Origin of the sequence: Gymnodinialimonas sp. 57CJ19 (assembly GCF_038396845.1) — a bacterium.
Classification (GTDB): Bacteria; Pseudomonadota; Alphaproteobacteria; order Rhodobacterales; family Rhodobacteraceae; genus Gymnodinialimonas.
Window position 1 is genome coordinate 3,372,530 of the sequence record NZ_CP151587.1, and the last position, 14,282, is coordinate 3,386,811.

15 protein-coding genes are annotated in these 14,282 nt (G+C 62.6%); 4 read left to right on the forward strand and 11 right to left on the reverse strand.

Annotation, left to right across the window (positions count from 1 at the left end; genetic code table 11):
• Positions 1-8 precede the first annotated feature (8 nt).
• A complete protein-coding gene (locus AADW23_RS16430; protein ID WP_341862022.1) occupies positions 9-1,208 on the reverse strand; it encodes an acetyl-CoA C-acyltransferase in 1,200 nt (399 codons plus the stop codon).
• 270 nt (positions 1,209-1,478) lie between these two features.
• On the opposite strand from AADW23_RS16430, the gene AADW23_RS16435 reads away from it, so the two are divergent.
• Entirely contained in the window at positions 1,479-2,471 is a 993-nt protein-coding gene (locus AADW23_RS16435) for a LuxR C-terminal-related transcriptional regulator (protein WP_341862023.1), read from the forward strand.
• Between the two features lie 78 nt (positions 2,472-2,549).
• Here the strand turns inward: AADW23_RS16435 and AADW23_RS16440 are convergent, their stop codons facing one another.
• The 10 genes from AADW23_RS16440 to AADW23_RS16485 form a co-directional block, all read right to left on the reverse strand.
• On the reverse strand, positions 2,550-3,314 hold the full coding sequence (locus AADW23_RS16440) for an SDR family oxidoreductase (protein WP_341862024.1): 765 nt from the start codon (positions 3,312-3,314) through the stop codon (positions 2,550-2,552).
• A complete protein-coding gene (locus tag AADW23_RS16445; protein ID WP_341862025.1) occupies positions 3,311-4,111 on the reverse strand; it encodes a ketoacid CoA transferase in 801 nt (266 codons plus the stop codon). The genes AADW23_RS16440 and AADW23_RS16445 overlap by 4 nt, the downstream gene beginning before the upstream one ends.
• Positions 4,112-4,122: 11 nt before the next feature.
• On the reverse strand, positions 4,123-5,001 hold the full coding sequence (locus tag AADW23_RS16450) for a CoA-transferase (protein ID WP_341862026.1): 879 nt from the start codon (positions 4,999-5,001) through the stop codon (positions 4,123-4,125).
• 85 nt (positions 5,002-5,086) lie between these two features.
• Positions 5,087-5,554, reverse strand: coding sequence for a MaoC family dehydratase (locus AADW23_RS16455; protein WP_341862027.1), 468 nt, complete (start codon positions 5,552-5,554; stop codon positions 5,087-5,089).
• 9 nt (positions 5,555-5,563) lie between these two features.
• Positions 5,564-6,349 (reverse strand): SDR family oxidoreductase, encoded by a 786-nt coding sequence (locus AADW23_RS16460; protein ID WP_341862028.1) that lies wholly within the window; start codon positions 6,347-6,349, stop codon positions 5,564-5,566.
• The gene (locus tag AADW23_RS16465) at positions 6,346-7,119 is read right to left on the reverse strand and encodes an enoyl-CoA hydratase family protein (RefSeq protein ID WP_341862029.1); all 774 of its coding nucleotides are present in this window, start codon (positions 7,117-7,119) and stop codon (positions 6,346-6,348) included. The genes AADW23_RS16460 and AADW23_RS16465 overlap by 4 nt, the downstream gene beginning before the upstream one ends.
• Positions 7,112-8,194, reverse strand: coding sequence for a nitronate monooxygenase (locus AADW23_RS16470; RefSeq protein WP_341862030.1), 1,083 nt, complete (start codon positions 8,192-8,194; stop codon positions 7,112-7,114). Before AADW23_RS16470 ends, AADW23_RS16465 begins: the two co-directional genes overlap by 8 nt.
• 5 nt (positions 8,195-8,199) lie before the next feature.
• The gene (locus AADW23_RS16475) at positions 8,200-8,955 is read right to left on the reverse strand and encodes an SDR family NAD(P)-dependent oxidoreductase (protein ID WP_341862031.1); all 756 of its coding nucleotides are present in this window, start codon (positions 8,953-8,955) and stop codon (positions 8,200-8,202) included.
• Positions 8,942-9,511 carry a nuclear transport factor 2 family protein gene (locus AADW23_RS16480; protein WP_341862032.1) on the reverse strand — a complete coding sequence of 190 codons (570 nt, stop codon included), beginning with the start codon at positions 9,509-9,511 and terminating at the stop codon, positions 8,942-8,944. The genes AADW23_RS16475 and AADW23_RS16480 overlap by 14 nt, the downstream gene beginning before the upstream one ends.
• Positions 9,508-11,763 carry an acyl-CoA dehydrogenase gene (locus AADW23_RS16485; protein ID WP_341862033.1) on the reverse strand — a complete coding sequence of 752 codons (2,256 nt, stop codon included), beginning with the start codon at positions 11,761-11,763 and terminating at the stop codon, positions 9,508-9,510. The genes AADW23_RS16480 and AADW23_RS16485 overlap by 4 nt, the downstream gene beginning before the upstream one ends.
• Before the next feature lie 155 nt (positions 11,764-11,918).
• Between AADW23_RS16485 and AADW23_RS16490 the strand changes: the two genes are divergently transcribed.
• From AADW23_RS16490 to AADW23_RS16500, 3 genes are read left to right on the forward strand one after another with little or no spacing between them, the layout of a single operon-like run.
• A complete protein-coding gene (locus AADW23_RS16490) occupies positions 11,919-12,413 on the forward strand; it encodes a nuclear transport factor 2 family protein (protein ID WP_341862034.1) in 495 nt (164 codons plus the stop codon).
• The gene (locus tag AADW23_RS16495) at positions 12,410-13,051 is read left to right on the forward strand and encodes a nuclear transport factor 2 family protein (protein ID WP_341862035.1); all 642 of its coding nucleotides are present in this window, start codon (positions 12,410-12,412) and stop codon (positions 13,049-13,051) included. Before AADW23_RS16490 ends, AADW23_RS16495 begins: the two co-directional genes overlap by 4 nt.
• Positions 13,041-14,141, forward strand: coding sequence for a 12-oxophytodienoate reductase (locus AADW23_RS16500; protein WP_341862036.1), 1,101 nt, complete (start codon positions 13,041-13,043; stop codon positions 14,139-14,141). The genes AADW23_RS16495 and AADW23_RS16500 overlap by 11 nt, the downstream gene beginning before the upstream one ends.
• Positions 14,142-14,282 lie beyond the last annotated feature (141 nt).

Here is a 14,282-nt window from a genome sequence, read left to right on the forward strand (position 1 = left end):
AACGCGCCTTACGAGAAGATCTCGAACAGGCCGGCAGCCCCCATGCCGCCGCCCACGCACATGGTGACAACGCCCCATTTGGCACCGCGCCGACCGCCTTCGATCAACAGGTGCCCCGCCAGTCGCGCGCCGGTCATCCCGAAAGGATGCCCCACGGCAATGGCGCCACCGTCCACGTTCAGCTTTTCGGGGTCGATCCCCAGTGTGTCACGGCAATAGAGCGCCTGGCTGGCGAAGGCTTCGTTCAATTCCCAAAGGTCGATATCATCCACCGACAGCCCGTGGTGCGCCAATAGTTTCGGCACCGCCAGAACAGGGCCAATGCCCATCTCTTCGGGGGCACACCCCGCCACGGCCATGCCGCGAAAGGCACCCAGAGGTGTCAGACCCTCGGCCTCTGCCACCGCGTCAGAGGTCAGGACAAGCGCCGATGCGCCATCGGAGAGTTGCGAGCTGTTGCCAGCGGTAATGAACCGCCCTTCCTGCACAATCGCGCCCCCCTTGTAGACCGGATCGAGGCCCGAGAGCTTTTCTGCCGTGGTGCCTGCCCGCATCCCCTCGTCCTGGGTCAGCATGGCATCCTCGGTCACCCATTCACCGTCCTGTGTCCTTACCTTCTTTACCGTCGCCATCGGGGCCAATTCTGCGTCAAAGCGGCCTGCCTCTTGCGCGGCAACGGTGCGCTGCTGGCTTTGGGCGGCAAAGGCGTCCTGCGCCTCACGGGTGATCCCATAGCGATCCGCGACGATTTCCGCCGTTTCGATCATTGGCATATACATATGCGGGGAAAGCGCCGTCACGGCATCCGAGATGTTGCGGTAGCTGTTCTTGTGCTTGGTCTGCACAAGAGAGATCGACTCCACCCCGCCCGCAATCGCGACCTCCAGCCCATCCTCGCGCACTTGCCGGTCTGCCATCGCAATGGCCATCAACCCAGACGAGCACATGCGATCAACGCTCATGCCGGGAACGCTATCGGAGAAACCCGCAGCGACGGCGGTCAAGCGCCCGATGTTGTACCCCTGCGTGCCCTGTTGCGCGGAACATCCCATCACGACATCACCCACGCGCGTCGAATCCAACCCTGTACGCGCCAACGCCTCTCGGGCTGCATGGCCCGCCATGGCGGGCGCTTCTGTATCATTGAAGGCGCCGCGAAAGGCTTTGCCGACTGGAGTTCTTGCGGTTGCGACGATGACAGCGCCCATGGGTAGCCTCTTGTTTTGAATTACCGACCCGCGCGGAGCCACCTTGAGGCAGACCAGATTTGCCCCGCGCTCTCATCGTCTGAGGAGACTAGCCGACTACCCACCACCCAATCGCAAAATTGACGCTGTGCAGATAAATTCGACAATCTGTCAATTTATTTGACAATACGTCGACAGGCCGTCAAAGTTTGAACAGGGAGCCGATTCTGCTGCTGGTGCGGCACAGATCGGAAGTCGCCGTTTTACCGGTGCAAGAGGGAGACGTGACACATGCTAGACTTTCAGACTTCAACGCTGGCCATTCATCCGGGCCTGATCGACACGATCTACAGAACCACGGTTGATGAGGGCGACCTGGACGCCGCTTTGCAGGCCATCGCGGAAACCATCGGTGCGCGCGCCGTGCGCTTGATCCGCGCCGGACGCGGTGAAGACGTCGTGCTTGGCTCGGTCGGACCTTCGATGGACGAATGTGCCGAAATGCGCCGTCGGCGCACGGACGGCTCCGTACTGACCGACGGTCGGCGTCTGGTGTTGAGCACAACGACCAGCACCGCTTCCGACACCGCGTCACCGGAGCTTTTGCAAAGCCTTCTGTGCCATCTGGACCGCGCCGTTGCGCTTGCGAACCGGTTGAGTTCCGCAGACATGGAACGCAACATCGGGTCGGATCTGCTGGAGCGTTTGTCTGTCGGCACCGTGTTTCTGGATGCTGAACGCAACGTTGTGACCATGACGGGAATGGCAAGCACCCTGATCGCAGCTGGCGACGGATTGCGGCTACGCGGCGGCATGATCTCGGCCCTGTGCGGCACCGAAGACCGGGCGCTGCAATCTGCAATCAAAGCGACGCTGAGCCACCCGGAAAACGGCCCGTCGGATGTTTTACGGGTCCACCAGCCCCGGTGCGAGCGCGCGCTTGGCATCGTGGTGCAACCCATCGCGAAATCTGCCCAGTCGGGCGGAATTGCCTGCGCTCTGGTGATCCGCGATAGCGAGCGGACCTGCGCCCCCGGCGAGGCAATGCTACGCAAACTGTTCGATCTGACCCCCGCCGAGGCGACGCTGACAAGCATCCTCTCCATGGGGTTAACGCTCGACGAAGCCTCGGCCGAGTTGGACATCAGCCGCAACACGGCGCGTGCCCACCTGCGGGCGATTTTCTCCAAATGCGGGATCAACCGGCAAACCGAACTGGTGCGTCTGGTGCTGACCAGCGTGGCCATGTTGGGCAAAGGGGTGGAGACGCGCCGGGCGGCCTGAGCCGTTACAATCCCGGCCCGGAAACGAAGATGGGGTGCCAATTGGCACCCCTTTGTTTATCCAGGCCAAGCTATGAAACTAGACTGAGTAGCCGCCGTCCACGCTGATCGTCTGGCCGGTCACAAACCCCGATTTCGCGGAATCCGCAAAGAACGCCACCGCCTCTGCGATGTCTTCGGGGCGGCCGGCACGGCGCAGGGGCGTGGCTTTTGCCGCCGCCTCCAGATACGCGGCGTCGATGGCACCGGACGCGGATAGCGCCTCGTGTTGGCCAGCCTCGATCAAGCCGATACCGACGCCATTGGCACGAACGCCGAAACGCCCCTCCTCCTTCGCGATGCCCAACATCGTGGCGGTAACGGCTGCCTTTGGCACAACCGACAGACCATCGGCGGGCGCATAGCGATATTGCGCGGCACTGTGACAGGCCACGACCGAGCCCTTGGTGTCTCGTAAAGCGGGCAATGCCGCGTGGATCAGCCGGAAGAACCCCAATGCGTCCTGGATCAGATGTCCCTCCATCAAGGCGGGATCGGTCCGGCTTAGGTGCACCAATTGGACGAGCGGGCCCGCGGCGTAGATGACGGTATCCAACGCGCCATGGGTTTCAAGCACCGCCGCGATCAGAGCGGGCGCCGCGTCGGGCTGTGCCAGATCCAGTTGGTGAATGCTGGCGTCCTGTCCGGACGCGCGCACGGATGTTGCCACCCGTGCTGCCCGATCATGGCCGGAGTTATAGGTTATCGCCACGTCCCAGCCGTCGCGGGCCAGCGTTGTACAGATAACCGCCCCAATGCCACCGCTGCCGCCCACCACAAGGGCAGTGCCCTTGGCGGCGCTCATGCCGCTTGTCGCAATCCGGGTGGGTTTCCCTTTACGGCTTTGGCACGCATATCGTGCGGGTCCAGCTGGCGGATGATCTCCAACTGCGCTGCGGTCGGTGCTGGCGTTTCGCCCATGCCGTCGCCCGCCAAAAGCGCAAATCCCGTGGCTTCCTGCACCATGTCGAAGCTGACACCGGGATGCAGTGAGACGACACGCGCGGCATGATCGGGGCCGCCAAAGTCCATGACGCACAGGTCTGTGATGATCGGACCTACCTGAATATCAGGACGGCGCATGCCTTCGGGCCAGCGCTTGTCCGAGTAACCCACGGACGACACAACATCGACTTCACCCGCCACAAATACCCGTTTGGAATGGGCCGGGATCAACATCGAGTTTCTGTGGCAAATCGAGTTGCCGGGGAACCCGCGCACCCCAAGCATCTGCACCTTCGGCTGCTTGAAGTCGCCCAGGCATGAAATGTTGGATTGGGCCCATTGGTCAATTTGCACCGGCGTGACCATGGCGTGTCTCTGCCCCCGCCACAGGGTTGCGAAAACGCGGTTGAAGGGCATCCATCCGGCAAAACCGGGGACGTCTTCCGCCTGCGCGCCAAGCGGCACGGGATCTTCCGTCAGGAAGGCCTCTCCGTCGGTCATCATCAGGCCCGGTTCAAACGTCAGCTTGGCCAGGCCCGCCGCGAGGCGGGGCAAGGTGCCGATACCGGTGGTAAACAATTCGCCATCACCGCGAAACGCTTCGGCGGCGGCAACGATCATCAATTCGGCCAGGGTGAATTCAGGTGTGTCGGACATCGGATCGCCTCTCAAAATACAGGAATTGGAAGGCTGCGCACGGCACCCGCCCCGCCCACCGCAGCTTGGTAAGCCTCTTCGCCACCCGCCACATACTCGGCCATATATTCGGCCCAAGCCTCGGCATCGCCAGCGGTCGCGCCATAGGTCTTGAGGTGGTCCATGTCCCACCCATACACGCCATGGGACGTGGTCGGATGCGCGCCTAGCGGCGCCGGAACCACAGACTTCACCATGCCTCGGTGGAACAGGCTCTTGTAAGCTTGGTCAGAATGTGTCCGGTCCAGACGCTCTACCACTTCTTCTGCGGAAACGATCACCCGCTCCGATGCTCGGGCGAAGAGATCGTCAAAGTAGGGATCGGGGCCGTCGGTCTGTGTGTTGCCCCAATGATCGGCCCGGCTCACGTGGATCAACGCGACATCCAAGGGGATCGCAGGCATCGCCAAAAGGATATCCTGCGGGTCATAGGGGGACACCACGGTTTTCATATAGGGGTTATTTTCGGGCACGGCAGTGCCAAGGCCCACCTGTGTGGGCGCGAAAGACACCCCTTCGGCCGCCGCGCGCAACCCCAGCAACAGCAACCCTTCGTCCAGCTCATTTACCGAAACGCTACCGGTCTCGCGCGCCTTGCGGAACCACGGCTCCAACGGGATCCTATCCAGCGACACGAAGCCATAGGTCACCTTCGAGACCTTGCCCGCCGCGCATAGCATGCCGACTTCGGGGCCTCCGTAACACACCAGATGCAGATCCTTCAGATCGGACCGCAAAATTTCGCGGATCAATGCCATCGGTTTGCGCCGGGGGCCCCATCCACCAATGCCGATGGTCATGCCGTCGCGCAGGGTCGCGATCGCACCGGTCAGGTCGGTCCTCTTGTCCATGGAATCACTCTTTTATTGCTGTAGGTTGCATAGACATTGGCCCGTGCGCCGCGCCGTCTCATCGTCTGTTGAGACTAACGAAACCTCACTCGGGCAGAAACGCATAGCGTTGCAGGGTATCGGCCACGCACGCGGGCTTGTCGGTGCCCTCAATCTCGACTGTCAGACGCACTTTTGTCTGGATCATCCGGTTGCCCAAATCCTGGGCCTCAAGAATTTCGCCATGGACCCGGATACGAGACCCCACCGGCACCGGCGCAGGGAACCGCACACGGTCGACGCCATAGTTCACCCCCCAGTCCAGATTGTCGGGCATGAACAGATCAGGCAGAGCCATGTTAACCAGCGAAAGCGACAGGAAACCGTGGGCGATGGTCTTGCCGAACGGACCATTGGCGGCGCGTTCGGGGTCCACATGCAACCATTGGTGATCGCCAGTTGCATCCGCGAACATGTCAATGCGGTCCTGTTCGATGACCATCCAGTCGGTGGGCCCAAGACTTTTGCCAATGGCCGCAGTCACTTCCGAGGCGGAGGTAAAGGTAAACGTCATGAACGGCTCCTATGCGCGTTGAGAAGAAACGGAAACCACCTCACCCACCATGTAGGAGGCGTAGTCGGAGGCGAGGAATATGATCACATTGGCGACTTCCCAGACCTCGGCGGCGCGGCCGAAGGCCTCTCGATCCGCAAGCGCCTTGAGAGCTTCTTCCGGCGCGGATCGGGCAAGGAATTCATGCATCGCGATCGAGGGGGAGACCGCGTTGATACGGATACCGTGGTCTGCTGCTTCCAGCCCCGAGCACCGCGTCAGCGCCATGACACCCGCTTTGGCGGCCGCATAATGCGCCTGACCTTTTTGAGCGCGCCAGCCCAGAACCGAGGCATTGTTCACGATGGCCCCGCCCTTGCGCGCGGTCATGAACGGCAGCATGGCGCGGGTCATGCGCATCGTGCCTGTCAACGTCACGTCCAGCACGCGGGTCCATTCATCGTCCTGCATCTCAACCACAGGTTTCAGACCACCCAACCCGGCATTGTTGACGAGGATATCGGTGCCACCCAGTGCCTCTTCCGCTGCGGCGACAAGCGCTTGCACTTCGTCCTCGACCGTTACGTTGCAGATCTGGCCGAACACGGCGCAGTCGGGCGACAGCGCCTGCAAGTCGGCGACGGCCTGATCCAGCCGCCCTTGGTGGATATCGGACACCATCACGGCACGGGCGCCTTCCTCGACCGCTCGTCTGGCGGTGGCAAAGCCAATTCCTTTTCCAGCGGCCGCGGTGATCAGGACAGAGCGCCCCTTCAGCAGACCGTGGCCGGGCACATAATCGGGCGCTTTGTTCATTTCTTGTCATCCTTGGAAAAATCAGCGGCGCGGCCGGTGGCCACGAATGCGTCACGCGTGGCTTGGCTTTCGGCGGTCAGATACGCCTGCGCGGTAAAGCCTTGTTCCCACCGGTAGGCCCGTTCCAGATCGGTCGCCTCGATCCCGTTGAGGGATTCCTTGGCCAACGCGATCATTGTGGGGCTTTTGGCGGCAATCTTCGCGGCAATCTGCATCGCGGTGTCGCGCAGGGCGTCGCGCGGCACGACATCGGCGATACCGCCCCATCTGGCGGCTTCCGTCGCAGTAATCGGATCGCCCGTGTAATACATCCGGCGCACCAGTTGCAGTGGCAGCATGCGCTGCAAATGGGCCCCCGCCCCCAACGCGCCCCGGTCGACCTCTGGCACCCCAAGCGTCGCGTCATCCGCCAGGACGACGATATCGGCCGAGCCGCAGATGCCGATGCCGCCGCCCAGTACAAATCCCTGCGCGGCAGCAATGACCGGCGCGCGGCCCTGATGAACGGCGCGGAAGGTTTCCCAATTGCCCTTGTTGACGTCGATGATCCTTTCAGGGTGCGCCTGTAGTTCCTTTATGTCGACCCCGGCGCAAAACCCGCGCCCCTCGGCACGGATCACCACGACCCGTGTATCAGGATCTGCATGGGCTGCCTCAATCGTGCGGGCCAGTGCAAACCACCCCGCCGAGTCCAGCGCGTTAACAGGCGGATTGTCGATGACCACCTCTGCGATGTGATCGTTGATCGTCAGATGAATGGGATCAGCCATGGGCCGCCTCCTTGTTGTGTGTCAGCGATGTCATCGCGGAAATACGCGCCAATGCGTCCGCTTCTATCCCCGAGATCAGTGCCTCGCAGCTTTGCAGTTCCCCGATCAAAGCCGCGACCTGACCGGATGGCAAAAGCCCCTCTTTGGTGTCGCCCTCCACCAATCCCTTGACCACGAGGGTCGGCAGGTTGGGTGCCATGACCGTTGCCGCGAATGAGCTGTCGTCAGACCGCGCCGCACGCCATGCAAGCGATGCCATGTCGGCATAGCTCATCGCGTTTGCGCGCCCGTAGGCGAGACCGTGGCGAATGCTGGCGACAAACCGTTTCACGCCAGTCATTCCTTCCAGCCGTCGCACTTCAGCGTTTTCGATGAACCGTTGTGGCAAGCCATCGACCGCCTTGGTCACGCGGATCACCGACGGGTCGCCGGTCTTGAGGTAGGTCTCCAGGGTGTCGCGCGCGACCGGGCTGTCGGTCGTCAGCAGGAAGCGCGTGCCCATGGCAATACCCTGCGCCCCCCACGCCAGCGCCGCAGCAAGGCCGCGGCCATCATGGAAACCGCCTGCGGCAACGACAGGCACGTCGACCGCATCGAGCACTTGCGGCAGCAGCAGGGACGTCGGGACCGATCCGGTATGCCCGCCGCCCTCACCGCCTTGAACGGTGATGATGTCCGCCCCGAGCTCCACCGCTTTCACGGCGTGTTTCAGCGCGCCGACCGTGGGCATGCACAAGATGCCCGCATCCTTGAAGCGCCCGATGGTAGCGGCGTCTGGCCCGCGTCCGTAGCTGACAGCGCGAATGCGATCGGCGTGGGCCAGAATTGCCGCGATGATCTCATCCGCGTTGGGCTGGAACATATGGAAATTGACGCCAAATTTCCCGTCACACGTGTTTTCGACTTGTGTGATCTGCGCATCAACCTCGCCCGGTGGGATAGAGGCCCCTGCAAGGAAACCAAACCCCCCGGCCCTTGTCGTTGCAGCGACCAGGGGCGGCTCTGCCACCCAGCCCATCGCCGTTTGCACGACAGGCACGCGGCACCCAAGCAGCCGTGTAAGTTCAGTTTGCACGCCGCTCAATGGAACACCCGCCCGCCGTTGACCAACAAGGCCTGACCGGTGATGTAACGCGCTTTGTCCGAGGCAAGGAACAAGACCGCATTGGCGATATCCTCGGGCTCGCAAATCTGTTTCATCGGCACCGCGTCGCGGGCACGCTCAAAGCTGTCGCGCGGGATGCGTTGCATGGCGCGTGTGTTCGTCGGGCCAGGGCATACGGCGTTTGCGGTCATCCCATAGGGGCCGATTTCGCGGGCGAGACCACGCATGAAGCCCAGAACGCCGGACTTGGCGGCGGCGTAGTCGACGCAGCCCAAATCGCCATTGAACGCACTGTCCGACGAGATCGAGATAATCCGGCCCGCCTTGCGATCTTTCATCGAAGCAACAACTTCGCGGGTGCAGTGAACCGCCGCGCGCAAGGATATGTCGAGAACAAAATCGAGGGTGTCATGCTTGGCCTCGGAGAACGGCGTCGTGGCCTCGCGCGCCGTCTGGCCAAGGTTGTTCACCAACACATCAACCGGGCCAAGCGCCTCTACGGCGCCGGAAAACGCCGCGACGATCGTATCGAGGTCAATGAAGTCGCCTTGCATCGTGTGGACCTTGGCCCCCAATGCACGGGCATCTTCCGCTGTCTGTTCCAGCGCCTCACCGTCGATGTCAAAGATCGCCAGATCGGCACCAGCGTCAGCAAAACCCAGCGTGATCGCCCGCCCGATTCCATGCGCTGCCCCCGTGATCGCCACTACCTTTTTGTCAAAGTCCTTCATTGTCCATCCTCTCATTCCATTGTGCAGCGAGGGCCTGCGCAAAGGCTGGCACCACTCGGTAACTTGGGTCGTCGCGCCCTGCGCATCCGCGCTCGGACGTGGCGGCAGGGTCATTCCAATCGGCGGCATTCACGCCCCGGCGATCGACCCAGTCGATCACCACATGGCGCGAGCGGAAGAACCACGCGCCACCGCGACGCGCGTAGTGATCGAGGCTGCGTGACCCGGTGACCACATGGTGCGCATCCGGCCCATGTGTGCGGTGATAGTTCAGTTTGTGAACCTCGCCTTGCGCGGTGTCGCCGTCGATCTCGAACGCGGTCTGCATCACGTAATGCGCCGTCGCCGAATAGGCTTTCAGCGCAGTTTCCACATACGTGACGTAATCATCTGCCGACCCGGTGAAGGCGCGGCCGTGGGCATCGGTGCCCTCGGGCAGGTAAAGGGCCCTCAGCATGGCCAAATCGCGCCGGTCCACGGCCCGGGAATAGGCCGCGACAAGACGGCTCAACGCGTCTGCATCGGCGATCTCCTGGGGGCTACGGGGGCGGATCATGGGGCTGTTCCGCGCGGCTCGCGGGGCATCTTCAACCCATGCTCTGCAATGATGTTGAGCTGGATCTCCGAGGTGCCGCCATAGATCGTATCCGCACGGGAAAACAGATACAGATGCTGCAAGCGCCGAACGTCCGGATCATCGGACCAGGCCGCCGCCGCTGGCCCGATGACATCCATCGCCAGATCCCCCAGACTGCGGTGCCATTGCGACCATTCCAGCTTGTAGCCCAGCATTTCCGGCCCGGCGCGGCCCTCGGATTGTGCCTGCAACATCCGCATCGCACCGTGGCGCATGGCCCGCAATCCGGACCAGGCACGGCCAAGCGGTTCGGCAAGCGTATCCGTATCGGTGCGCGCGCGCGCCAAGCGAATGACGGTGTCCAGCTCGCGCGCGAACCCCATCTGTTGCCCCAGGGTCGAGATCCCCCGCTCGTGACCCAATAGCGCCATCGCGATTTTCCAGCCGTCGCCCACGCCGCCCAGCATGTCACAGGCCTTGGCACGGGCATCGTTGAAGAAAATCTCGTTGAATTCCGCCTCGCCGTTGATCTGCTTGATCGGGCGCGTATCAATCTCCGGTTGGTCTAGCGGCATCATCAAGAAGACCAAGCCGTTGCGTCCGACCGACCCTTCTTCGGCGCGGGCCAATACGAAGACCCAGTCCGACACATGGGCGAGCGACGTCCAGACCTTTTGCCCCGTCACCAGCCAATCACCGGTATCGGGACATAGGCGCGCCCGGGTCCGCACAGCGCCAAGGTCCGAGCCCGCGGTGGGTTCGGAATAGCCCTGCGCCCAGAATGTTTCACCCTTTAGAATGCCCGGCAGAAAACGCGCTATCTGGTCGTCTGTGCCAAACTCGATCAGCGTTGGCGCCATAAGCCCCTCGCCGATATGGCCCATGCGTCCCGGACCACCACGGGCGGCATATTCCTCATGGAACGCCACTTGATCCGCGATGGATATGCCCCGACCGCCGGCGCTTTCGGGCAGACCGATACCGACCCACCCTCCGCCGGCCAATTCCCGTTCCCACGCCTTGCGCAGCTCGACCTCTGCGTCGCCGTCGCCGGCATGACCCCGATCCTTGAGCACGTCAAAATCACCCGTCAGATGTGCGTCCAGCCAATGGCGCACCTCGTTGCGCCAGGGTGTATCGGCCACCTGCGGCACGGCGGATAGATCCCCCGCCAAAAGCGCCCGCCCGATGGTTGCGAAGTTCTGGCTTGGCGTCCCGGCCAAATCCTGCTGCGCCCGTGCGCGCTTGAAGAAGAGATGCGGGGCGTATTCCCACGTCGCCCCGACGCCGCCGTGCAACTGGATCGCCTCTGACGCCATGGCGGATTGCACGTCACGCGCGATGGCCCAAGCAGCGCGGGCCTCTTGACCGGCAACCGCCTGCTCCTTGTCCAGCCCTTCGGCTGCGCCAGCGATCATCGCATCGGCGGTGTTGATCTGAACGAACAGCGCCGCCATGCGGTGTTTGATGGCTTGAAACGACGCGATCGAACGGCCGAATTGCCGACGCTCCTGAATGTAATCCAACGTTAAATCGAATGCGCCCCGCGCCGCGCCTGCCGCTTCCGCCGCGAGGGCAACATGGGCCCGGTCCAGCGCGGTGTCCAAGGCATCAGCGCCGCCATCAACGGGAAGAAGGCGCGTCACAGGCACCGTGCATCCGTCAAGCGGCACCCTGCCAACGGGGTGTGTCGGATCGAAGCTTTGATCGCCATCCGATGCGTCCGGCCCGTCCATGGCAAACAGAACCACCTGTCCGTCCAATGTCGCCGGAACAACGATCAAATCGGCATCGGGGGCATCGGGAACCAGGCCCAGATCGCCCGTCAGACGGTAGCCGTCATCGGTTGCTGTCGCTGTCACCTGATCCGCGTTCCAACACCCCAGTGTGGCGCGCAGATCCCCTTCCGCAATCTTCTCCAGCCAAGGCAGTCCGGCCTCTCCGGCGGCGCATAATACGGGCGCGACTACCCCGACGGTGGACACGAACGGCACAGGAGACAACACCCGGCCCAGCTCGCGCACCAATGGCGTCAGCGCCGCCAAGCCCAGGTTCAACCCTCCGGCCGCTTCTGGTAAGGATATTCCGCACAGTTGCAGATCTTTCGCCAACGCGGTCCAGACCGCATCATCTGCGGCTCCGTCGTGGGCATCTTGAGCGGGCCTCAGCCCTCCCGCCTCGGCGAGGTACCGCGAAAGGGCATCCTGCATCATCTGGATTTCGTCGTTCATTCCGTCTTCCATCGTGCCATTCGGTCTTTTCTTTGATCTGCCATGGTTGCAGAGCTAACAGCCCGCTGTCACGGGGCATCGTCCGAACTGAGGATGCTAGATTGCCGCCTGCCGTGCGACGTGTTCCTTGTCTCCCGCAATAGATGGACCTGCATGTGCCTGAGAGTTTGGAAAAACTGAATGAGCGCCTTACCGCGCTGGAAGATCGCCAGACCATTGCCGATCTGATAGCGGGATATGGCCCCGCGATTGATGCGCTGGACGGCGACGGCGCCGCCGCGATCTGGGCCGCCGACGGCACCTATGACATCGGCGCAGACGTGACGTTGAATGGCCGAGCCGAGATCGCCGGAATTGCGGAGATGGATCAGCATCGCGCCTATGTCACGAAGGGATGCGCGCATGTCTTGTCGCCCCACAAGATTGTCGTGGACGGGGCGTTCGCAACGGCCCACGGCTATTCGGTCGTGCTCTTGCACGATGCTTCCACAGGGGGCTGGATGGCAGAGCGGGTCAGCGCAAACCGATGGGCGTTTCGCAAGGAAAACGGGACGTGGCAGGCTGTGACCCGCAAAGCCTGCCTGTTGGACGGGGCCGACGTCCCCCGCGCACTTTTGAACTGGACCGAACCGCAGGGAAACCCCACATGACCGACACTGATTTGAACGACATTCGCGCCCGCCTCGACCGAATCGAGGCCCGCGAGGAAATACGGCAACTGCCGTCCAAGTACGCGCTCGCCCTCGATATGCGCGACATGGATGCGTTGGTCGGCCTGTTCCCCGAAGACGTCCGCGCAGGGGGCGGCAAGGTCGGGCGCGGGGCGCTGAAAGCATGGTTCACGCAGACGCTCAGCCAGCAATTCACTGGCACATCACATCACGTTGGCAACCAGATCATCGAATTCCTCGATCCTGACACCGCCGTCGGCATCGTCTACTCCAAGAACGAGCATGAAACCGGTGATGAATGGGTCATCATGCAAATGATGTACCATGATCGCTATGAGCGGATCGGCGAGCGCTGGTATTTCCGCTCTCGTCAGCCGCTTTACTGGTATGCGACCGACCTCAACAAACCGCCTTTGGGCAATCAGAAAATGCGGTGGCCCGGGCGCGACCCCTACGAGGGCGGGTTCCACGACCTGTTCCCCAGTTGGGCGGCGTTCTGGTCCCGTGAAGGCTCGGGCCCAGACACCACGCCCGCCGTGGCCGACCCCGCACCGCTGGAGCGCTTCATCGAAACGATGCGCAAAGGCCAAGAAGTGAGTAACATCCGTGTCCGTTGATCTTTCCCCCCTCTTCTCTCCGATAGACATTGCGGGCCTGTCCCTGCCGAACCGCTTGGTCATGGCCCCGATGAGCCGTTATTTCTGCCCCGATGGTATCCCCCACGCGGACGTTGCGGCCTATTACCGACGCCGTGTCGAAGGCGGTGTTGGGTTGATCCTGTCGGAGGCCACCTACATCAATCACCCCTCGGCCGAGTGTTATCGGGGCGTGCCACGGTTTCACGGGGCGGCGCTGGAGGGGTGGAAAACGGTGATTGACGCGGTCCACGAGGCGGGCGGCAAAATGTTCCCCCAGCTTTGGCATGTGGGCAGTTTTCGGCAACCGGGCATGGCACCCGAACCCGCCGTTCCGGGCCTTGGCCCCTCCGAGAATACAAACCCCGCAGCCGAAGGCGATGCCGCGACCCGGGCGATGACCGACGGCGATATTGCCGACGTCATCGCGGCCTATGCACAGGCGGCCGCCGACGCCAAACGGCTCGGATTTGACGGCGTCGAATTGCACGGGGCGCACGGGTATCTGTTGGATGAGTTCCTTTGGGACCGCACCAACCGTCGCACCGATCAGTGGGGCGGAGACCATAAGGGCCGTACCGCCTTCCCCGTCGCCGTAATTGCCGCTGTACGCGCTGCGGTCGGGCCGGACTTTCCCGTCTCGCTTCGGTGGTCGCAATGGAAACAGCAGGATTACAAAGTGCGGTTGGCAGACACGCCAGACATGCTCGGACAGATCCTGCGTCCCCTTGCCGATGCGGGTCTTTCCATTTTGCACTGCTCTACCCGCCGGGTTTGGGAACCGGGGTTCCCTGATGCTGACCCCGCCCGCACGATGTCGGGATGGGTGAAAGAGCTGACCGGATTGCCGACCATCTCGGTTGGGGGTGTCGGGTTGGCGCAGGCGGGGATCAAGTCATCAGGCGCGGCGTCCCTGGATGCCGTCGCCGCGCCTCTGGCAAGAGGCGAATTCGACCTGCTGGCGGTGGGGCGCGCGCTTTTGGCGGACCCGAACTGGCCCAAGCTGCTGCGCAACGGGCGTGCCGAAGATGGCAAAGGGTTCGACAAATCCCAGCTAGAGACGTTGATCTGACGGCGTGATCCTATCGGATCGCTTGTAACGGGGGCTGCCAATTGATCTTGGCGGCCCTTTTTTCATGGCCAAGGGGGCGTACACTGAGATGCCCATGAAAAAAGGGACGACCATCGCTGGCCGCCCCTTTCCGGGAGAGAC

What these genes read in the sequence shown, in the direction of transcription:
- AADW23_RS16465 (WP_341862029.1), bottom strand. Translation starts at nt 7,119, where the DNA reads ATGGCTGATCCCATTCATCTGACGATCAACGATCACATCGCAGAGGTG.
- AADW23_RS16445 (WP_341862025.1), bottom strand. Translation starts at nt 4,111, where the DNA reads ATGTCCGACACACCTGAATTCACCCTGGCCGAATTGATGATCGTTGCC.
- AADW23_RS16440 (WP_341862024.1), bottom strand. Translation starts at nt 3,314, where the DNA reads ATGAGCGCCGCCAAGGGCACTGCCCTTGTGGTGGGCGGCAGCGGTGGC.
- AADW23_RS16495 (WP_341862035.1), top strand. Translation starts at nt 12,410, where the DNA reads ATGACCGACACTGATTTGAACGACATTCGCGCCCGCCTCGACCGAATC.
- AADW23_RS16460 (WP_341862028.1), bottom strand. Translation starts at nt 6,349, where the DNA reads ATGAACAAAGCGCCCGATTATGTGCCCGGCCACGGTCTGCTGAAGGGG.
- AADW23_RS16455 (WP_341862027.1), bottom strand. Translation starts at nt 5,554, where the DNA reads ATGACGTTTACCTTTACCTCCGCCTCGGAAGTGACTGCGGCCATTGGC.
- AADW23_RS16430 (WP_341862022.1), bottom strand. Translation starts at nt 1,208, where the DNA reads ATGGGCGCTGTCATCGTCGCAACCGCAAGAACTCCAGTCGGCAAAGCC.
- AADW23_RS16450 (WP_341862026.1), bottom strand. Translation starts at nt 5,001, where the DNA reads ATGGACAAGAGGACCGACCTGACCGGTGCGATCGCGACCCTGCGCGAC.
- AADW23_RS16435 (WP_341862023.1), top strand. Translation starts at nt 1,479, where the DNA reads ATGCTAGACTTTCAGACTTCAACGCTGGCCATTCATCCGGGCCTGATC.
- AADW23_RS16475 (WP_341862031.1), bottom strand. Translation starts at nt 8,955, where the DNA reads ATGAAGGACTTTGACAAAAAGGTAGTGGCGATCACGGGGGCAGCGCAT.
- AADW23_RS16485 (WP_341862033.1), bottom strand. Translation starts at nt 11,763, where the DNA reads ATGAACGACGAAATCCAGATGATGCAGGATGCCCTTTCGCGGTACCTC.
- AADW23_RS16480 (WP_341862032.1), bottom strand. Translation starts at nt 9,511, where the DNA reads ATGATCCGCCCCCGTAGCCCCCAGGAGATCGCCGATGCAGACGCGTTG.